We start from the raw sequence: 21,564 nt of genomic DNA on the forward strand, positions 1-21,564 counted from the left end.
CACCGATTGCAAGGAGCAATAGCATGGTGTCAAATAGCCATAAAGGATATTCATCCGAACGGATTCGATTAAATTTATTTGTGTTTGGAAGTTCTGCAATCAGTATCGGTATTTTTGGCCTATTGTTTGTTTTATTTCCAGAAAGAAGTCAGTTTTGGCTAACCTATGTGCAAGAGCAGGCCAATCAACTCTTTGGTTGGTATTACATGCTGGTGATTGTGGCATGTCTGGGTTTTGTCGGATGGTTGGCTTTTTCACGTGCTGGACAACTTCCACTTGGAAAAGATGGTGATAAACCTGAGTTTGGTTACTTGGCTTGGGTGTCTATGCTGTTTTCAGCAGGTATCGGTATTGCCTTACTGTATTATGGTGTTGCTGAACCTGTCGATCATTTCTTAAGACCACCTGAAGGCGAGGGCGGCACAATCCAAGCTGCCAGAGATGCCATGATGTATAGCTTTTTACATTGGGGTATACATGGCTGGGTGCTCTATGCCTTATTGGGTGTCACCTTGGGCTATTTTGCTTTTCGCTTAGATTTACCTCTGGCTTTACGTTCTGCGCTTTATCCAATTTTTGGCGATCGGATCTATGGTTTGATCGGCGACTTTGTGGATGGCTTTGGGATTTTAGCCACGGTGATTTCTTTGGTCACCAATCTAGGTATTGGTGCACTGGTGTTGGTTTCGGGCATTAGTTATTTAGTCCCAGCCATTCCCGACAACAATGTTACCCTGATTGCAGTGGTATTGGTGATGATGTCTGTTGCGACAATCACCACGGTGGTGGGGATTGAAAAAGGACTGGCTTGGCTTTCACGGATTAACTTACGTTTACTCTATGCGTTATTATTATTTGTGTTCTTAACAGGGCCAACCAATCATTTACTGAATGGTTTGGTACAGAACGTGGGTGACTATCTCAACCATTTTGTTGCGAAAAGCTTTGATGTGTATTTATACAATCCACAAGCAAAAGGCTGGCTTGGTTCTTGGACGGTGTTTTATTGGGCTTGGTGGATTGCTTGGGCACCTTTCGTTGGGATGTTTATTGCGCGTATTTCAAAAGGGCGCACCATTCGTGAAGTGGTCTTGGGTGTGTGTCTGATCCCTTTAGGCTTTACTTTGGCTTGGATTTCCATTTTCGGAAATACTGCAATTGATTTAATTTTGACTCAAAAACAAAAAGTTTTGGGCGATATGGTTCTTACCGATCCAGCTTTGTCTTTGTTTAAGTTGCTCGAATATTTACCTTTTAATCCTTATGTGGCTGGGATTGTTGTGGTGATTTGTTTTGTACTGTTCTTGACCCCAGTGGGCTCTGGCACGCTGATGATTGCAAATCTGTCTACAAAAGGCGGAAGCAATGAAAGTGATTCACCGATTTGGTTGCGAATTTTCTGGTCTGTGGTGATTACGATTGTCAGTATTGGTTTACTGTTAGCAGGTAGTTTTCATTCGATGCAAAGTGCCGTGGTGCTATGTGGTTTACCATTCTCGGTGATTATTTTGCTGTATATGTTTGGTTTAACCAAAGCAATTAATCAGGACTTAGCCAGCCCGCAACCACCACAAGCCATCAACAAAACGACTGATTCTTCTGAACTCGTCAAATAATAAGATCCACAGATCAACATGAGGATTTAATACACAATTAGGTTGATGCTAGTGCAGGATGAAATGAGATCAGTGATTTTGGCGCAATAGCAAAAGTTGATTGCGCCTGTTAAATAGAAGAAATTCCTCTAGGCAGTATGGAGTTTGCTTATTGCCTAGAGGAAGTCAGTTAAACCGGATTAAAACTTATATTTAAGTCCTAAATTATAGTTACGGCCTTCGCCCCATGTATACGTGCTATACCAGCTAAAAATCGTATAATATTTTTCATCTAAAAGATTGTTTACATTAAAAGAAACAGATAGTTGATCATTGACTTCATAGTTTGCCATTGCATCAAATAGCCAATAATCAGACACCACATGTTTAACAGGATCTTTATACATTGGATTGGTGACATCGCCCCAAGTCTTATCTTGCCAACGTGCACCACCACCAATGGTTAAACCATCCACCCATTGATTGAGCTTATAACTGGTATAAAGGCTAAATTCATTTTCAGGGGTCAAAGTGCTCTGCTTTATCCCATCTTGTTTAGAGATTTTATGATTAAAGCCAGCATGTAAATTCCAACCCGGGCGAATTTCACCAGTAACTTCGAGTTCAGCCCCTTTGGTTTTGACACCTTGTAGCGCTTCAGATGCGACACCACCAGATGGTGTAAGGACGTTTGGAATCTCTTTCGCAAAATTGTCTTGTTTGAGTTGATAATATGCCAAGCTAGCATTTAAGCGACCATCAAAAAATTCACCTTTGATTCCAGCTTCGTAGTTTTCTCCCTCAAGCGGATCAAGTGTTTTACCGTTTGGATTTTGTGCAGATTGAGGTTTAAATATGGTGCTGTAACTTGCATAAACTGAGTATTGGTCATTTAAATCATAAACCGCACCGACATAAGGTATAAAGATACCTGACTCTTTCGTCTCTTCTGACTTATAGTTTGCAATACGTCCACCCAAAATGACTTTTAAATCATCATGTAAATTCAAACGGGAAGTGAGATAAAATCCATTCTGCTTGGTGGTTTCATTGTTTGACCAATGATTACCTCTTTGCCAATCAGGCTCTGCAACATTCCCGTTCCATTGATAATATTGATCTACACTGGTTTTATAATCAGTTGGTGTACCATAACCATTATTTTTCCAAGTGCTTTCAGAAATGCTTGCACCGACAACCAGCTCGTGTTCACGGCCAAAAAGTTGAAATGGACCTGTTGCATAGATGTCTGCAGCATCACTTTTGGTTTCGCCTTTATAGTTTCCAGCCCACATTGAAACACCAGTGCCAGTCGATGGATTTGGATGACCACCAGCCGCTGCGCCTAATTGTGCATCATAGCCATTGATTTGATGATTTAACTGGATTTTTGCGACCCAATCATTATCAAACTTATGCTCTAAGGTTGAGAAAATGGTTCGGGTATATTGCTCCCAATTACTCCAATTTGCACCATTGTTAAAGCCACGCGGCATTTTATTGAATTGGCCCGCCGTATTATAAATCGGGATACCGCCCCATGTTGATCCCTTAGGTTTATTGTCTTGATAATCTGCGCCTACAGTCAGTAGGGTATTGTCGGTTAAATCTGCTTCTAATATGCCGTAGAACACAGGGGTTTTGCGTTCATAGCGATCTAATTGAGATTCTTTGTCTTGATACGCAGCAACTCCACGCGCACGAATACTGCCCGTTTCGTTAAGTGGACCACTTAAATCAATTTGGCCGCGGTAGTTATTCCATGTGCCTAGACCAAGAGAAACATTTCCTTGGAAATCTTTGGTTGGTTTTTTACGAATGAGATTAATGGTTGCACCAGGATCACCCACCCCAGTTAAAAGCCCCGTTGCTCCTTTTAAAACTTCGATACGATCATAAATCGCCATATCACTCAGGGTATTTCCTGCTGAGTAGGCCGAATCACGATTCATCGGGATCCCATCGTACTGGAAGTTTTGTATTGCAAAACCACGGGAGTAATATTCTGTCCGTTCACTGTCATAGGTCACCACACTAACACCCGGGGTATGCCGCATAACATCATCGATAGAGTTGAGATTAAAATCATCCATTTCTTGGCGAGTAATCACACTAATCGTTTGTGGGGTTTCTTTGGGTTTTAAAACCAAACGCGTTGCTGTGGCAATTGAACCCGGAGTATAGACACCACTGTTTTCTGTAATTTCACCCAATTGGTTTGCTGTAAACTTGAGTGTTGGCAATGCGAGAGGTTCTGCATTATTTTGAGTCGTCTCTTCAGTAGCATGCAAAAGGGTAGTAGCAGCTACAGAAGTGAGACCTAACATGATCATTTGAATCATTTTTGACAGGTATTTTTTGTCTGTCATTTGCATTCTTGTTGATGACATCGAAAGCGGCCTTATAAGATGTGAGGAGTACGCTTATAATGTCGTTTGAGATTTAAAAAAGGATCAAACAAATTTATCCCTGTCATTTTGAGATAACATTGGCTCATCTGTTAAGGCGGGTAGATTGGTTTTAAGTTTTGCACTTGGCTAGAGAAAAACAACCTTGGTAATCTTATTTTCAGCAATTATATCACCATGTTTTCGCGGTAGTTATAATTAGTCATCATGAAAAAATGTTGTAGTGGATTCGCTTTGGATCTTTAAGCAGACCATGATGTATAGCTATGCAACACAGCCTGAGCAATGAATAATAAAAAAGACTCGGATCGCGAGATCCGAGGGCTGCTGTCAATTGTGTTCAATCATCATTGAGTTAGGCCATAATAAAGCCAGAGCATCAACCTCAAGGATTGATTTCCATTCCAAATACTCCCCCGAAATAACCGTCTTAAGAACAGTGAGATGGGGGTATTTAAATCGGGTAATGGCTTGATTTAAACAGGCATATCTAGATCATCAAATGTTTCTAGCGTTTTACCTTGTTCTAGATGTTTTTGATAATATGCGACTCGGCTCAAATCTAATGTTGAGCTGGACATGCCGACATTCCAATAGCCCGCCACACGAATATCATCTTTACTCAAATGACTGTGTTGGGTAAACAGCTTACGTATCGCTCTTGCTTCATTACGTTCACAGGCTGCCCAAACGCTTATATCTTCACGATCTTTAAACTGCTCGGCAACTTTAAGTAGCATGCCCAATTTACCCGCTTGCTGTGGTTTTTCCCGATGGAGTAAATGCATATTTACTCCATGATGTTTTGGCAAATCATCAATAATATTGGCTTCACAACTTTCAATATAAATCTCTCCCTGAATCCCCGGTTGCCAATGCTGTAAAATTGAATAGACGGCAGGAATGGCGGTTTCGTCAGCAAACATCACCACGCGTTTGGTTGGGGTAAAATTGGGGATGAAGTGCGGTCTTGGACCAGTAAGTTGAATTTTAGTGCCAATTTTTGCTGAATCTAGCCAAAGCATTGCTGGACTTGGGTCAGCATGTAGAACAAAGTCTATTTCAATTTGGCGGGTACTTGGATCAAAGCAACGCACGGTATATACACGTGATATGGGTAAGCCGTCTGCTTGTTGAAGTACTTCTAAACGAATGGCAAGGTTGGGTGTTGTCCATAAGTCTGGCTGTGTTGTATTGATTTCGCCCCGGATACGTACAATTGAAGGAAAAGGATGAGATATCGCCGTTATCGTCATCTCAATGACTTCCAGATTCCGCATATGATCATCTTGTTTCAGTATCGCTTTTGGGTCTGATACTGTTTTTTTGTCTGAAACCGTTTTTTGGTCTGGTACTATTTTTTGATCTAAAGTTGTTTTTTGATCTGATGTCGTTTGTTGTTGGCTATTCATTATTAAGTCTACCTATATTTATTAAGCAATAAACCACAATTGCCTTTCTTTCAGTGCTGAGCGGATCGAGAAGATCTGCATTGTGTTAAATGTAAAATATAATCATTATCATTTAAAGGGCATTTATGTTTAAATTACTTGTATTTTAATTTTAGCAATTGATTTATTGCGGAGAGAGGTAAGATTGTGAGGCGTTGTAGTATTGATCAGGCTAATGGTTTATTTTAATTACGTGAAAAATATATTAATTTTAATCTTGTAATTTTCTATATAGTCAAATCACCTAATTATTTCATACAAGTGATTTGCATCAAGTCATTGAGCATAAATGAAGCTTATGTTTTTGTATGAACTTTTAAAAATTGTTGGTTATCAATTCATTTTTATACTTTTGAATCATAGCTGGTGATCCTACCGTGAGGCGACATGGATGTCGCCGTTGGGCGGGGGTACAGGACGTACCCCTCGCCCAATAGAAGATTTTTGTCACTTTTCATCTCTGAAAAGTGAGGCATCGCCTACGCAAAGGGATTTAAACTTTGAATGTAAGATGTGGCAGTGTAAGCTTTTATATAATTAAACAATATCATTTCATCATATGTTTGATTTAATTAAAAATATTAATTAAGAGAAATTATATTATTGTGTCTGATTTTTTTTGACAGGTTGACTATATTTGCCGTGCATTTTCTGTCGTTGGCCTTAAAAATTAATCTTAGATCGATTCATTTATCATTTTTTATACAAAGCAATTTTAAGCAAAACAACTTCAAGCAAAAACATAGCTCGCTTGAGGAGATGTATTCTACTTTACTCAACTTTATAGCCTTAAACATCGGAGCAAAACGGCACTGTACTACAAGTTATGCAATAAAATATCTAAGTTCATTGAGCCTAAAGTAATTTTAAAAAATACGCGCGATGCTGACTTTGTTCAGGCAATAACTCCAGTACCCGTTGTATTGCATCATTACGTTCAGGAAGACGACTAATAATTTTTAAAAGTGGGTCAATATCCTGAATTTGATAAATCAGATGACTTAAACGCGCATCGAAACAATCACGCCATGTGGTCAAGAAAGGGCTTTCTGATTTGGCCAAAAAACTTCCTTTGTAGAGGGAAAATGTACTGGCGAGAAAACCTGCATTGAGGGATTGTTCAGCTCTGGTAAAGTCGGTTTGAATCTCACAAACTAACTTATAAGGGCGCGATAAAATACAGTTAGGGAGCAAGGTGCGTAATTGTGACATTTCTGCTTTTAAGGTTTTTTCACTAATGTCCCGATCACCGTATAACGCATAGTGCAGTTCATCTAGGTTAATACCCTCTGGGTGTAACACAAGAATGCATAGAATTTCAATTTGTCGATGGGTCAAAGTTAAAAGCTGTTGGTTAAATTGAACTTTAGGTGTACCAAAAACTTTAAGGTAAAGCATGTTTTTTTGTTCAAATTGAATCGCACGTTGAACCAACTCTGCGCAGCGCTCTACAGCCAATACACCCAGTGAAGTATGCTTCTTGTACTTGGTCGATAAATTAATCACACCATGAAATTGTCCAGATACAGGGTCAACAATCGGCGCGGCATAACAAACCCAATCCTGTACACTGTTCATCTGATTTTCATGTGAATAAACACAGCTAGAGAGATGATTATTTAAAGCCAAACCAATCGCATTTGTACCGACAGCCTGTGTTGACCAATGTCCACCTTCGACAAAATGCACTTGCTCAGCAGAGGAGAGCATAGCACGGCTGCTCCATGTCCAAAGTAATGTGCCATGATGATCTGTGATTCCAATTGCCATTTCAGAATCATCTGCAATTTTTAGTAAATCCGCATAATTATGTTGAAGAGAACGACGAAACAGTGACGGTTCTAGTTCGGTAGGTAAAGCGAGAAGTGGCGCAGCAGTGACGGATTCGATATTGACAAAATGTGTGGTCTGTAAACGAAGCGCTTGTGGCTGTAATTGATTCAATAGCTTCATATCATATTCCTTTATGATGAATGGTTATGCCATTAATACCTTGTATTCTTTGTCGTTGTGTCTGGTGATTTTAGTTGATGATCACACCAGATTTTAAGCTATATTCAAACAAATAGTGTTCCGAAAATAATCATCTTTATTAATTCATTTATTTCACTTTAGAAGTTAATGTTTCGCTTTGAAATGAGTTTTCTGCTCACAAATGTTAAATAAAGTTACCAATAAAAAGACAGTGTGATCTTTTTAGTACTCATTTTTTAGTACTCATTGTTTAATGTTTAGGCGTCCATATTCACTTTAACACTTAATCATCCTAAATTTCTGTGACAATGTTTTCACGTGTAAACGGCTTGGGTACAGGCTCGCCCTTGTATTGACGATCAGCAAAATAGCTGGAACGAACCATTGGCGCACTCCATATATTTTTAAACCCTAATAACTCACCATGTGCTTGATAATGTTCAAACTCTTTCAATGAAACAAAACGATGTATTGGGGCATGAGATTTAGACGGCTGTAAGTATTGACCAATGGTGACATAGTCCACCTGATAGTCACTGAGGTCATTCAGCAACATAATAACTTCTGCTTCGACTTCACCCAATCCCACCATCAAGCCACATTTCGTTGCGATGTCTGGACGTAAATGCTTAAACCGTTTTAACAGTTCCAAGGAATGTTGATAATCTGAACCTGGACGCATTGCACGGTACAAACGAGGGACCGTTTCAATATTATGATTAAATACATCTGGCGGGGTTTCGCTCAGAATGTTGAGGGCAACTTCTAATCTGCCCCGAAAATCAGGGACTAAAATTTCAATCAGCGTATCTGGACTACTTTTACGGATTTCTCGAATACATGCAGCAAAGTGTTGTGCTCCACCGTCAATAAGATCATCACGGTCTACTGAGGTAATCACCACATAGTTTAAATTTAGATTTTTAACGGTTTCTGCTAAATGTTTCGGTTCATCAGCATCCAAAATATTGGGACGTCCATGGGCCACATCACAAAATGGGCATCGACGGGTACAAATATCTCCCATAATCATAAAGGTCGCTGTTCCACCACCAAAGCATTGTGGCAAATTGGGGCACGCGGCTTCTTCACATACGGTATGTAGTTTTTGTTGACGTAATAAATTTTTAATACGTTGCACTTCTTCAGGCTGGCTGATCTTGGTGCGAATCCATTCAGGCTTTTGTGGGATCTGTTCTGTACTGATAATTTTTACTGGAATACGTGCCAATTTATCTGCACCACGTAGTTTTTGTCCCGTGGTGACTGAAACTTTTAAATCCATTTTAAATAGTCCATTAAATAAAATAATTTAATATAAAATGACATTTTTATCTATGATGTCAAATATATTTAAAATATTTATCAATATAATAAAAGAGTGCAAAATATTAATATTATAAAATAAAGGTTGGTTAAAGGTTTGATTTTTTAAGTTTTTGAAAATTATAAAAATTTACAAATATTTTTTGCTTTATAAAGTGCTGTTTTTAATATTTTTATTGTGTTTTATAAAGAAATATTTTTTTAGTCTAATATTAATTTTTAATGAAATAATTTTATATAAATATACGGGTTTTAAATACCAGTATTTGTTTTAAATATATGGTTTTTACTTTTAACTGTGAGCATGAAGGAATAAGTATATGCAATTAACGGAAGAGCAATTGCTAGCAGCATACAGACGGATGCGAGATATTCGTGAGTTTGAGGATCGACTTCACGATGAAAATAATACAGGTGATATTCCCGGATTTATCCATCTTTACAGTGGTGAAGAAGCGGTAGCCGTTGGAATTTGTGAAAATTTGACCGACAAAGATTTTATTACCTCAACCCATCGTGGTCACGGTCACTGCATTGCCAAAGGATGTGATATTCACGGCATGATGTTGGAAATTTTTGGTAAAGACGATGGTTTGTGCCGCGGCAAAGGCGGTTCAATGCATATTGCTGATTTAGACAAAGGTATGTTGGGAGCCAACGGTATTGTTGGTGGTGGGCCGCCTTTGGCAATTGGAGCTGCGTTAACCGCAAAAACCTTAAAGACGGGTGGAATTGGCTTGTCATTTACTGGGGATGGTGGTTCTAACCAAGGTTTGACCTTTGAAGCCATGAATATGGCTGTGGTTTTAAAACTCCCAGTGATTTTTGTTTTTGAAAATAATGGTTTTGGTGAAGGTACTGCACATGATTATGCAGTCGGAAGTAAAGATATTGCTGGTCGTGCTGCGGCTTTTGGTATGCCTGCTGAAAAAGTAGATGGGACAGATTTCTTTGCTGTGTATGAGGTCGCCCAAAAAGCCATTGAACGTGCACGGCGTGGCGAAGGCCCAAGTGTGATTGAAACCATTACCAATCGTTTTTATGGACACTTTGAAGGTGACCCAGGACTGATTCGTTCAAAAGAAGAGCTCGATTATGTCAAAGAGCATAAAGATCCGTTGAAAATTTTCCGTGAAAAAGTCAAAGGCAAGATTGCTGAAGCCACACTGGATGCAATTGATGTTGAATCAAAAGCCAATGTCGATGCTGCTGTCGCAAAAGCACGTGCTGCCAATTATCCAGAACTTTCTCAACTTCTTACCGACGTTTATGTCTCTTACTAAAGGAATAGTAAAGCAATGCCAAATAAAAGTTATCGAAACGCGATTAAAGAAGCGATTGAATCAGAAATGCGCCGTGACCCAAGCGTGATTGTTGTCGGTGAAGATGTCCGTGGTGGGCATGGCGGTAAAAATACGGATGACAATAAACTCGAAGGCTTTGGCGGCGTACTTGGTGTCACCAAAGGGCTATGGACAGAGTTTGGTTCAGAGCGTGTGATTGATACCCCGATTACTGAATCTGCAATTATTGGAATGGCAGCAGGGGCTGCTGCAACAGGTTTACGACCTGTGGCTGACCTGATGTTTATGGACTTCTATGGCGTATGTCATGACATGTTGTATAACCAAGCGGCCAAATTTCGTTATATGTTTGGTGGAAAAGCCAAAGCGCCTTTAGTGGTTCGAGGCATGATCGGCGCAGGCTTTTCTGCTGCCGCACAACATTCACAATCCCCGTATAACGTGTTTGCTGCTGTACCCGGTTTAAAAGTCGTGGTGCCATCTAGTGCGTATGATGTAAAAGGCTTATTGATCCAAGCCATCCGTGATGATGATCCCGTGGTTTTTTGTGAACATAAATTGCTTTATGACATCAAAGGTGAAGTTCCAGATGAACCATATACCATTCCTTTTGGTGTGGCAAATTACACCCGTGAAGGAACCGATGTCACGATTATTGCGCTAAGTTTAATGGTGCATCGTGCCAATGAAGTCGCGGATAAGCTTGCCAAGGAGGGGATTTCTGTAGAAGTTGTCGATCCAAGAACGATTTCTCCACTGGATGAAGAAGGTATTTTAGAATCTGTCGCGTCAACAGGGCGTGTGGTGATTGTTGATGAGTCTGCTGCCCGTTGTGGTTTTGGGCATGATGTGGCTGCATTGATTGCACAAAAAGGCTTTCATTATCTCAAAGCACCCATTGAACTGGTGACACCACCGCATTCACCTGTGCCATTTTCACCCGTATTAGAAAAACAATGGCTACCAAGTGTAGAACGTATCGAACAGGCTGTACGTAAAACGTTGGAGGCTTAGGATGAGCGAAATTAAAACTTTAGAAATCCCAAAATGGGGTTTATCGATGGAAGAGGGCACCATTGCCCAATGGTTGATTCAAGAAGGTGAGCAGTTTAGTAAAGGACAAGAAATTTGTGAAATTGAAACCACAAAAATCGTCAATGTCCTTGAAGCACCGTTTGATAGTACCTTGCGTAAAATCATTGCCAATAATGGCGATACTTTAGTGGTTGGCGGGATCATTGCAATTTGTGCAGATGCGCAAGTTTCTGATGCTGAAATTGATGCCTTTGCTCAATCTTTGGCTGGTGCACCTATTGTCAATGAAAGCAAAGCTGTTGAAGTGGTTACTGAAAAGCTGACAGCGACTCAGCCTGAAACCAAGACACAAGCTGTGCCTAAACAGAATCGTACTGAGCAGGTATCAAAAGCTGTTGCCCAAAATGGCTATGTAATTCCTGCGGCATTACAAGGTTACCAACATGTTGAGGATGCTTTTGCAACACCGCATGCCTTGAAATTGGCTGAAAAGCATCAAGTGAATTTGGCGCTGGTTTCAGGCTCAGGGCGTGAAGGTCGTATCAGTGTGCAAGACATTCAAACCGCAGTTCAAGCTGCGGGTGGATCATGGCCCGATATTCGACAGCAACCGAGTGGTAAAGTGGCGAAATCTAAAGCAGATGATAGCCAAGTGTTGGCAACACCAGTTGCACGTCGTTTAGCCAAACAATGGGGCATTAATTTACATGACTGCCGAGCCTCAGGCTCCAGAGGACGTATTTGTAAGGAAGATGTTGAAGCAGTTTATCAGCGTGAAAACCCTGCACCTGCCCAAAACAGCGCTGATGTAACACTGACAGAAACTGCCAAGGTGACCACCGTTGCGATGAATGGTATGCGTAAAGCCATTGCTTCACGCTTACAGACAGCAAAACGCAATGCACCACACTTCCGTTTAACAGTAAATTTAAATGTAGATGCCATTCAGGGATTACGTCAGCAAATTAATGCCACTGTGCCGCAAGTGAAATTGTCAATCAATGACATGCTGATTAAAGCGGCAGCAGCTGCATTGATCAAAGTGCCGCAGGTCAATGTTCAGTTTGATGAAGAGAATCAGCAGATTTTGCAGTTTGATCAGGCGGATATCTCGGTTGCCGTAGCGATTGAGAATGGCCTTATCACTCCAATCATTAAAGCTGCCAATACCAAGTCTTTGGCACAAATTTCCAATGATATGCGTGATCTTGCAACACGTGCCAAAACCGGCAAATTGGCGCCTGATGAATTTCAGGGCGGCAGTTTCAGTATTTCGAATTTAGGTATGCTCGGCATTCAACAGTTTGACGCGATTATTAACCCACCCCAAGGTGCGATTTTAGCTTTAGGTGCAGCAGAAAAACGGGCAATTGTTGAAAATGAGAGCATCGTGATTCGACAGATGGTGACCGCAACCTTGTCTTGTGATCATCGGGTGATTGATGGTGCGTTAGGCGCACAGTTCTTGGCAGCATTTAAGCAGTTTGTTGAAAATCCTGCATTGATTTTGGTGTAGGAGCATGAGCATGTCAGACACACAATTTGATCTTATTGTGATAGGCGCTGGTCCAGGTGGCTATGTGGCTGCGATTCGTGCAGCCCAACTGGGCTTAAAAACAGCGATTGTTGAAGAACAGCATTTGGGTGGCATTTGCCTGAATTGGGGCTGTATTCCAACCAAAGCTTTATTGAGTGGCGCGGCGCTTGGACAGCAATTTAAACATTCACAACAGTTTGGTTTTTCTTTGGGGGCGATTGATTTTGATATCCAACAACTGGTACGTCATAGCCGTCAGGTGTCTGAACAGTTGGTACAAGGGATTGGGCAATTACTGAAAAAGAATCAAGTTACTGTTTTTAATGCAAGCGCTCAATTTATCGCGAAAGAATGCTTAGAATTGACTGATGCAAAGGGGCAAAAACAACAGATTTCTGCACCACATATTATTGTGGCAACGGGTGCTAGAGCCGCCAATTTAGCACATGTTCCTGTCGATGGACAGCATGTCTGGAGTTATAAAGAGGCTTTAGTCCCAGAACAATTACCGAAATCACTTTTGGTGATTGGTTCAGGGGCCATTGGCAGTGAGTTTGCCAGTTTGTATCAGGACTTAGGTTGCCAAGTCACCTTGGTTGATATTGCCAAACAGATCCTACCCAGTGAAGACATAGAAGTTGCCAAATATGTGCAAAAGCAATTTGAACAGCATGGCATGACGGTTTTGACTGAAGCCGCTGTACAAAACATCGAAATCGACAAGGGCCAAGTACATTGTCATGTTGAAACTGCAACAGGTGTACAAACCATCACTGTTGAAAAAGTCCTTTCCGCAATCGGTGTGCAACCCAATACTCAAAATCTGGGTTTAGAAACATTGGGTATTGAGTTTGAGCATGGTTTTATCAAAGTTGATCCGTGGTGTAAGACCAATGTGGTTGGAGTTTATGCCATTGGTGATGTCGCAGGTGCGCCATGCTTGGCACATAAAGCCAGTCATGAAGCAATTTTATGTGTGGAGAAAATTGCTGGACTGACGCATGTACATGCTTTAGATCGTAGCCAAATTCCAGGGTGTATTTTTACCCATCCGCAGGTTGCAAGTATTGGGCTAAGCGAGCAAAAAGCCAAAGCAGCAGGTTTTACAATCAATGTAGGTAAATTCCCTTTACAAGCCAATGGTAAAGCTTTGGCTTTAGGCGAGACCACAGGATTTGTAAAAACTATTTTTAATCAAGAAACAGGGGAATTGTTGGGGGCACACATGGTGGGTCATGAGGTCACTGAACATATTCAGGGCTTTGCCATCGCTAAATATTTAGAAGCCACTGATGAAAGCCTAGCACAGGTTATTTTCCCACATCCTACGTTATCTGAGGCGATGCATGAGTCGGTTTTATCGGCAATGCAACGTGCAATCCATATTTAAGGAGTCGCAACATGCCTAGAGGTCTAAACAATAAAGTCGCATTAATTACTGGTGCCGCACAGGGCATAGGACGCGGTATTGCTTTACGCTTGGCACAAGAGGGCGTACATATTGCCTTGGTTGATCTTCACCAAGAAAAGTTAACTGCTGTTCAGCAAGAGATTCAAGCATTTGGGGTAAAAGCCACCACATTTATTGCAGATGTTGCTGATCCTGTACAAATCAGCAGTGCGATTGATCATGCAGAATCGACATTAAATGGCTTTGATATCATTATTAATAATGCAGGGATTGCCCAAGTCCAAGCCTTGGCGGAGGTGAGTCCAGATGAATTTAATCGGATTATGAATATCAATGTAGGCGGTGTGCTGTGGGGGATTCAGGCCGCTGCCGATAAATTTAAACAGCGCCAACATGCTGGCAAAATCATCAATGCATGTTCGATAGCTGGGCATGAGGGTTTTGCCTTGCTTGGTGTCTATTCAGCCACTAAATTTGCCGTTCGTGCCTTGACTCAAACCGCAGCAAAAGAATATGCCAGTGCTGGTATCACGGTAAATAGTTACTGTCCCGGTGTAGTCGGTACAGATATGTGGGTCGAGATAGATCAACGTTTTGCTGATATCACAGGTGCACCTGTTGGTGAAACTTATCAGAAATATGTGGATGGAATTGCTTTAGGACGTGCCGAAACCCCAAATGATGTTGCCGCATTGGTTGCTTTTCTAGCCAGTGAGGACGCTGATTATATTACTGGACAGTCAATTTTGACCGATGGCGGAATGGTTTATCGTTAATACTGGAATGAGGAATGCATCAATGAAAGCAGCTCGTTTTTATGATAAAGGGGATATCCGTATTGAGGATATTCCAGAACCACAGGTACAACCAGGAACCGTTGGAATCCAAGTCGCATGGTGTGGTATTTGTGGAACAGATTTACATGAATTTATCGATGGTCCAATTTTTATTCCTCCGTGTGGTCATCCGCACCCGATTTCGGGTGAAGCTGCACCCGTGACTATGGGTCATGAGTTTTCAGGCGTGGTGTACGCTGTAGGGGATGGCGTGGATGATATTCAGGTGGGGCAACATGTTGTGGTTGAGCCTTATATCATTGCAGATGATGTTCCGACTGGACCACATGACAATTATCACTTGTCAAAAAATATGAATTTTATTGGTCTAGGTGGTCGCGGTGGTGGGCTATCTGAAAAAATTGCGGTACAACGCCGTTGGGTACATCCCATTTCTGACCAAATTCCCTTGGATCAAGCCGCATTGATTGAACCTTTATCTGTCGGACATCATGCTTTTGTAAGAAGTGGAGCACAGTCAGGTGATATTGCCTTGGTTGGTGGAGCGGGCCCGATTGGATTGTTATTGTCTGCAATTTTAAAGGCCAAAGGCTTAACTGTCATCATTACCGAGCTCAGTGCAAAACGTAAAGAAAAAGCCTTAGAAGCAGGTGTTGCCGACTATGTGCTAGATCCGTCTCAAGTGGATGTTGTGGCTGAAGTAATGAAAATTACCCAAGACCGTGGGGTGGATGTGGCTTTTGAATGCAGTAGTGTTAATAAGGTCATGGATACACTGGTGGCAGCCATGAAACCGACGGGTGTGGTGGTGATAGTTTCAATCTGGAGTCATCCTGCAACGATTAATGTGCATAGTGTGGTGATGAAAGAGCTGGATATTCGCGGCACGATTGCCTATGTCAATGACCATCAAGAAACCATTCGCTTGGTTGAGCAAGGTAAAATTAATTTAGAACCTTTTATTACCCAAAGAATTGCTTTAGATGATTTGGTTTCACAAGGCTTTGAAACCTTGATTCATAACAACGAATCTGCGGTCAAGATTATTGTGCATCCTTAGAAACCATACAACTCGATGAGGCTTGTTATTGGTTGATGAATAGTTTGTGGGAGGCATCACAATCATTGATCAATAACCAATAACAGGTTTTAGATGAAGTGAAATAGAGATCTTGGTTTAAAATCTTTAAATTGAGCAATCCAAGCCAAGAGTTATTCAAGCAAGTCTTGAGGTTTAGCTGCAAAAAAGCTTTTATAGATAAGTTTAAACTTGGGTCTATGCTTGGTTTAGATATACTTAGCCATTACGCAATGATCTTAGCGAATCAGCTGTTAAAGACAGCCTGATTCAATAAAGTTTTATATCTGGTTATTTTAAATCATCTCTTTCATTAATCATGGTTAATGCCCCAATGATTAATGCCTCCATACTCTGGATAAATTCCGCCTCCATTTCTGCTTCTTCAGCGGCACGTTGGGTGTCTTTAATCGGTTCTTTACCCGCCACAGAATAAATCGTATCTGCAACCGCGATACAGTGAAATGCAATGGTTGCATTTAACCAACCCGCCTGCTTTTCAGAAAGAGAATAAGCCGCCGCAACTTGATGATGATGTTTTTCAATTTTGGTAATCATCGAAGGTGTTGATGCCATTCGACGAATTAAATAGGGGGTAAAGCCGGGGTTGGACTTCACCAGTTCTCGAATTGAATGCATAAATTCAAACAGATATTGTTTTAATGGAATCGGATTTTTTTCTAAAGGCTGTGGTATTTCCCAACGAATAAAAATTTCTTCTGCAATCAAATATTTGAGGTCTTCTAAACTGGCAATATGTTTGTATAACGCCATATGACTGACCCCAAGTGCAGCTGCAACGCCAACAAATGTAAGGTTCAATAAACCGATCTCAATCCCAGCATTCATGATGCGTTCATGGGTGATGGTACGTGGGCGACCGCGAGAAGACGGTTTGCTCAGAGAAGACATATTTATTCCGTAAAAATTAATTTTTTAATGTTGCCATGTGAATGGATGAGGGTCAAATCGTTTACTTTGCTTAATTAGTTTACTACAATGCAACTAAATCTATTGATATTAATTCTCATTATTGTTTGATGGCATATCTAGCGGAGTTTTAGTCAGAATCAACTGACCAAAAGCAGATTGATATGAACGATCAGACACAGGATTTTTACTGTTATGTGTGCAAGTCATGTAAAAGAAGTTCAGGCTCAGTATTCAAATCCATTGAATTTTATATTGCATCCAATTCGGCTCAAGTTAATTCTGGCTTCGGTCATAGCAGCGGTTGGTTCAATGCTCACCTTGGTGCCTTTGATTGCGATTACATGGGTGATCAGTACTATATTTACCGAAGTAACTACACTCGGTGGATCACAACAGGGTGACGATAAAATCCTATGGATGATGTTACTCAGTATCGGGTGTTTGTTGCTCGGCATGCTTTTGTTGACTGTCAGTGAGTTAATCGCGCATTTGGCGGATCATGAAATTACTGGGCAATTGCAAAGCAAGATAACCCAGCATCTGACCCAAGTTCCTCTGGGCTGGTTTACAGGCAGAAGTTCGGGAGAAGTTAAACAAATCATGCAGGATGACATTGGTCTACTGCATAGTTTAACTGCACATTTTTATCCCGCTGTTGGACGTGCATTCGGCACAATTAGTGTTGCTGTAATTTTTCTATTGATGATGGACTGGCGCATGGCGATTTTAGCATTATTGCCATTTTTAGGCTTTGTCATATTTTTACGTAAGGCCATGCGTGCCAGTGGAAATAATATTCAGCAATTTGCCACTCAGCTGGGTCAGATCAATAGTGCCGCTGTTGAATTTATCCATGCGATACCCGTTGTCAAAACCTTTGGCAAAAGTGGTCAGGCTTCACAGGGCTATCAGCAAGCCGTTCATTCATTTGCAGATGCTTTTCGAATATTTACTCGTCCCTTAGTTAAATCTATGGCACATGCCCATGCGATGATTTCACCGATCACCATATTAGGTGTTGTACTGCTGAGTGGAACACTATTGATTTCTTTGGGTTGGCTTAAACCCATAAATTTACTGCCTTTTATGTTGGTTACACCAACCATCTGCGCCCCTGTTTTATTGTTGCATACCTTATTACATGATCTACAGGCCAGTCAGTCTGCCGCACAGCGAATTTTGGCATTATTGGATACACCAGTATTGCCAATGGCTAAAGGGAATCCACAGTTACAGATTAAAGACAGCAGTATTGATTTTCATCAAGTCAGTTATGGCTATACAGCGCAGCATCAAGTGCTATCTGATCTTAATTTTTCACTTAAGTCTGGAACCATCACCGCAATTGTCGGTCCATCGGGTGCAGGGAAGTCAACCATTGCTCAGCTGTTGCTACGCTTTTTTGATCCTGTTGCAGGAACGATCACGCTTGGTGGCGTAGATCTACGCGATATTCAAACCACCACACTTTATCAACAGATCGGGTTTGTTTTGCAGGATACTCGTCTCATTCATGCCAGTGTACGTGACAATATTGCACTCGGACGTCCAAACGCCAACCAACAAGAAATAGAAAACGCAGCAAAGGCTGCAAATATTCATGATCGAATTATGGCGTTGCCACAAGGCTATCAATCTATTGTGGGGAAAGATGCCCAGTTGTCAGGGGGTGAACGTCAAAGGATTAGTATTGCCAGAGCAATTTTACTGGACCCACCGATATTGGTGCTGGACGAGGCCACAGCTGCTGCTGATATTGAAAATGAAATTGCAATTCAGGATGCACTTTCAAAATTTGCCCAAGGTCGAACCCTTTTAGTTATTGCACATCGTTTAGATACCATTATGAATGCTGACCAAATTCTTGTCCTTGATCAAGGACAAATTGTTGAACAGGGGACCCATGAAGCGTTGTTCGCTCAGCAAGGTTTATATCATCAATTATGGTCCTATACCGAAAAGCATGTTCACACGCAAATGGGAGAAGCATCATGCTAAAAACCTTTTCTCAATTGCTGGGTGATGATGTCACTATTCTTCACCGTTATCTGGCGATGGCAGTTGTATATGCTGTGTTTTGTGGCCTGAGCCTGATCATGTTGGCGTTGATTTTGTCTCAATTGATGCTTGCTAATCTTGATCAAATGGCGCTTTGGCTGATCTTATTATTTTTTGCAATCATTCTGTGTTGGTGTCTTCGCCGTGTAGTGGAGCAAATGGGAATTGCTGTTGGTATTGCTGTTTTAGAAAATGCTCGTCTGCGTTTGGGGCATCATGCCGTAAGTCTACCAGTCGGTTGGTTTACCCAACAAAATACCACTCAATTCAATCATCTTGTCACCCAAGGCATGATGTCGGTTGCGCAATTACCAGCACACGTTTTTACCCCTGTGATTAGCAGTGTGATCACGCCTTTGATCATTGTTATTGCATTGTTATGTATACATGGTGTGTTCGGCTTGATTGCATTGGTTGCGCTTCCGTTGATTGTGCTGGTCTTTAGATTGACCAGCAAAATTGCTCGTTTTACAGATGAGCGATACCAACAGAGTTTTGCTGAAACAAGCCAGCGTATGGTGGAGTTCGCGCAAGCTCAATCCGTTTTACGTGCTTTTAATGGTGAAGGTCGTAGCACCCGATTTATCCATCAAGCCGTAGACCAGCAACGATATTTCGGTTTAAAGCTTATTTTAATGTCGTCCTTATCAGCGGTATTGAATAGCTGGGCCATTCAAATTGTGTTTGCGATATTTTTGATTGTTACGGTGTTTTGGCTGAACATCCACAGCGCAAATCAGTTCTTATTGGCAGACATTGTCAACATTACCGTTTCACTGCTCCTCGTTTGTCGATTTATTGACACCTTGCTTGAGGTTGCAGGCTATAGCGAAGTATTGCGTAGTGCAGGCAGTCAACTTGAAGCTATACAACAGATTTTTAACGCCAAAGCATTAGCACAAGTTGAAATTTCTAAAAGCCCCAATGATGCATCGATTGAATTTAAAAATGTTCAATTCCGTTATGCAGAGGATGAGCCTGATGTCTTAAAGGGTGTGGATTTATATATCCCCTCAGGCAGTATGATGGCGCTGATAGGTGCTTCTGGTTCTGGAAAAACCACTTTAGCCAAGCTCGTTGCTCGTTTTTTTGATGTCAATCAAGGGCAAGTGCTGTTAGGTGGGGTGGATGTCAAGCAATTACGCTATGAACAACTGACTACACAGATCAGTCAAATCTTCCAAGACAACTATTTGTTTTCGGGCTCGATTGCTCAGAATATTCGTATGGGTAAAGCCAATGCAACCGATGATCAGGTGATGCAGGCAGTCCAGCAAGCGGGCATCACAGAAATGCTAGCGCGCCTTCCTGATGGTCTTGAAAGCATGGTGGGAGAGGGTGGTGTACGACTATCAGGCGGTGAACGACAACGGATTACCATTGCTCGCGCGTTGATTAAAGACGCACCTATTCTTTTGGTGGATGAAGCAACTGCTGCTTTAGATGCAGAAAATCAGGCGATTATTTGTGAATTGCTGAATCGCTTACGAGGTCAAAAAACAATATTGGTGATCGCACATCAACTCTCGACAATTGCCGCTGCAGATCACATTGCGGTATTAGAAAAAGGCCGAGTGATTGAGCAGGGAACACCCGCACAATTACGCTTGTTGCATGGGCATTATGCCCGTTATTTAGCGCAGGGGCAGGCGGTTAAAGGATGGCGACTAGGCAAAAATGTACAGGTCGGAGAGCATGCCTAATGCCTGTCGTTTTATTGTTGCTGTTTGGTATGTTGTGCATCGCATCCTTACTACTCGGTGCTCAGCAAATCGCATGGTTAGACTTATTTTCTGCATCCAGTGATGCATGGCTCACCCTTAGTGCAAGTCGGATTCCACGTTTGATCACGATTGTATTAACGGGTGTGGGCTTGTCAGTGTGTGGTGTGATCTTACAGCATATTGTCCGAAATCGTTTTGTTGAACCGGGTACAACTGGGAGTTTGGATGCCGCCAAGCTTGGAATTTTAGTGTCATTAACGCTTATTCCAGCCGCAAGTGTACTCAGTAAAATGCTGTTTGCGATGCTTTTTTGTTTCCTTGCCAGTCTGATTTATATCGCCATCATTCGCCGTATCCAATTTAGGAATACCGTTTTAGTGCCTGTGATTGGTTTGATGTATGGCGGCATATTGAGTGCATTGGCAGAGTTCTATGCTTATCGCAATAATATTTTGCAGAGCATGCAAGGCTGGCTGATTGGGGACTTTTCAAGAGTCATTCAAGGCCACTATGAAATGATTTATATCATTTTGCCCATCGTGGTACTGAGCTATATTTTTGCTCATCGCTTTACGGTACTGGGGATGGGTGAGGAAATGGCCTCAAGTCTGGGGCTAGGCTATGTAAGGATGGCTGCAATTGGCTTGTTGCTGGTTGCAATCACTGTTGCAGCAACGGTGATTACCGTTGGCGCTATTCCTTTTGTCGGATTGGTGGTTCCCAATCTGGTTGCCTTGATGTATGGCGAAAACTTGGCAAAAACCTTACCCATTGTGGCTTTGGCAGGTGCTTCTTTACTGTTGGTCTGTGACCTTATCGGACGTTCTGTACTTTATCCCTTTGAAGTGCCGATTGGTTTAACTGCAGGTGGTGTCGGTGGGGTTTTATTCCTGATATTGATTCTGAGAGGGCTTCGATCGTGACAAAGTTGAA

15 protein-coding genes are annotated in these 21,564 nt (G+C 41.5%); 10 read left to right on the forward strand and 5 right to left on the reverse strand.

From position 1 onward, the window contains the following. Window positions 1-23: 23 nt before the first annotated feature. Window positions 24-1,616: a BCCT family transporter gene (locus tag CQZ96_RS18890; RefSeq protein WP_004717570.1), complete on the forward strand. Its 1,593-nt coding sequence runs from the start codon at window positions 24-26 to the stop codon at window positions 1,614-1,616. 179 nt (window positions 1,617-1,795) lie between these two features. Here CQZ96_RS18890 and CQZ96_RS18895 read toward each other — a convergent pair whose 3' ends face one another. From CQZ96_RS18895 to lipA, 4 genes are all read right to left on the reverse strand, one after another. Next, a complete protein-coding gene (locus CQZ96_RS18895) occupies window positions 1,796-3,964 on the reverse strand; it encodes a TonB-dependent siderophore receptor (protein WP_228722738.1) in 2,169 nt (722 codons plus the stop codon). A 515-nt stretch (window positions 3,965-4,479) separates the two neighbouring features. After that, the gene (locus CQZ96_RS18900; RefSeq protein WP_105713518.1) at window positions 4,480-5,415 is read right to left on the reverse strand and encodes a siderophore-interacting protein; all 936 of its coding nucleotides are present in this window, start codon (window positions 5,413-5,415) and stop codon (window positions 4,480-4,482) included. 894 nt (window positions 5,416-6,309) lie between these two features. Beyond that, complete coding sequence (locus CQZ96_RS18905; protein WP_004717563.1) at window positions 6,310-7,407, reverse strand: helix-turn-helix domain-containing protein; 1,098 nt, start codon at window positions 7,405-7,407, stop codon at window positions 6,310-6,312. A 313-nt stretch (window positions 7,408-7,720) separates the two neighbouring features. Continuing rightward, on the reverse strand, window positions 7,721-8,713 hold the full coding sequence (gene lipA / locus CQZ96_RS18910) for a lipoyl synthase (RefSeq protein WP_105713519.1): 993 nt from the start codon (window positions 8,711-8,713) through the stop codon (window positions 7,721-7,723). Window positions 8,714-9,074: 361 nt separating this feature from the next. On the opposite strand from lipA, the gene CQZ96_RS18915 reads away from it, so the two are divergent. From CQZ96_RS18915 to CQZ96_RS18940, 6 genes are read left to right on the forward strand one after another with little or no spacing between them, the layout of a single operon-like run. Then, a complete protein-coding gene (locus CQZ96_RS18915) occupies window positions 9,075-10,037 on the forward strand; it encodes a thiamine pyrophosphate-dependent dehydrogenase E1 component subunit alpha (protein WP_034610596.1) in 963 nt (320 codons plus the stop codon). Window positions 10,038-10,052: 15 nt separating this feature from the next. Next, window positions 10,053-11,072, forward strand: coding sequence for an alpha-ketoacid dehydrogenase subunit beta (locus tag CQZ96_RS18920; RefSeq protein WP_004717558.1), 1,020 nt, complete (start codon window positions 10,053-10,055; stop codon window positions 11,070-11,072). A gap of 1 nt (window position 11,073) precedes the next feature. Beyond that, the gene (locus CQZ96_RS18925) at window positions 11,074-12,609 is read left to right on the forward strand and encodes a 2-oxo acid dehydrogenase subunit E2 (protein WP_105713520.1); all 1,536 of its coding nucleotides are present in this window, start codon (window positions 11,074-11,076) and stop codon (window positions 12,607-12,609) included. A 10-nt stretch (window positions 12,610-12,619) separates the two neighbouring features. Continuing rightward, window positions 12,620-14,020 (forward strand): dihydrolipoyl dehydrogenase, encoded by a 1,401-nt coding sequence (gene lpdA / locus CQZ96_RS18930; RefSeq protein ID WP_105713521.1) that lies wholly within the window; start codon window positions 12,620-12,622, stop codon window positions 14,018-14,020. Between the two features lie 11 nt (window positions 14,021-14,031). Further along, on the forward strand, window positions 14,032-14,817 hold the full coding sequence (locus tag CQZ96_RS18935; RefSeq protein WP_004717552.1) for an acetoin reductase: 786 nt from the start codon (window positions 14,032-14,034) through the stop codon (window positions 14,815-14,817). A 22-nt stretch (window positions 14,818-14,839) separates the two neighbouring features. Beyond that, window positions 14,840-15,898 carry a 2,3-butanediol dehydrogenase gene (locus CQZ96_RS18940; protein WP_056513081.1) on the forward strand — a complete coding sequence of 353 codons (1,059 nt, stop codon included), beginning with the start codon at window positions 14,840-14,842 and terminating at the stop codon, window positions 15,896-15,898. A 309-nt stretch (window positions 15,899-16,207) separates the two neighbouring features. On the opposite strand, the gene CQZ96_RS18945 is transcribed toward CQZ96_RS18940, so the two are convergent. Beyond that, window positions 16,208-16,828 carry a TetR/AcrR family transcriptional regulator gene (locus CQZ96_RS18945; RefSeq protein WP_056513063.1) on the reverse strand — a complete coding sequence of 207 codons (621 nt, stop codon included), beginning with the start codon at window positions 16,826-16,828 and terminating at the stop codon, window positions 16,208-16,210. Between the two features lie 213 nt (window positions 16,829-17,041). On the opposite strand from CQZ96_RS18945, the gene CQZ96_RS18950 reads away from it, so the two are divergent. Genes CQZ96_RS18950 through CQZ96_RS18960 form a run of 3 tightly spaced genes read left to right on the forward strand, consistent with a single transcriptional unit; the run spans window position 17,042 to window position 21,554 of the window. Next, complete coding sequence (locus tag CQZ96_RS18950; RefSeq protein WP_105713522.1) at window positions 17,042-18,847, forward strand: ABC transporter ATP-binding protein; 1,806 nt, start codon at window positions 17,042-17,044, stop codon at window positions 18,845-18,847. After that, entirely contained in the window at window positions 18,841-20,610 is a 1,770-nt protein-coding gene (locus tag CQZ96_RS18955; protein WP_105713523.1) for an ABC transporter ATP-binding protein, read from the forward strand. Before CQZ96_RS18950 ends, CQZ96_RS18955 begins: the two co-directional genes overlap by 7 nt. Continuing rightward, complete coding sequence (locus CQZ96_RS18960; RefSeq protein ID WP_105713524.1) at window positions 20,610-21,554, forward strand: ABC transporter permease; 945 nt, start codon at window positions 20,610-20,612, stop codon at window positions 21,552-21,554. The genes CQZ96_RS18955 and CQZ96_RS18960 overlap by 1 nt, the downstream gene beginning before the upstream one ends. Window positions 21,555-21,564: the final 10 nt, after the last annotated feature.

The sequence above is a fragment of the Acinetobacter sp. MYb10 genome (genome assembly GCF_002980175.2).
GTDB classification, from domain to species: Bacteria; Pseudomonadota; Gammaproteobacteria; order Pseudomonadales; family Moraxellaceae; genus Acinetobacter; species Acinetobacter guillouiae.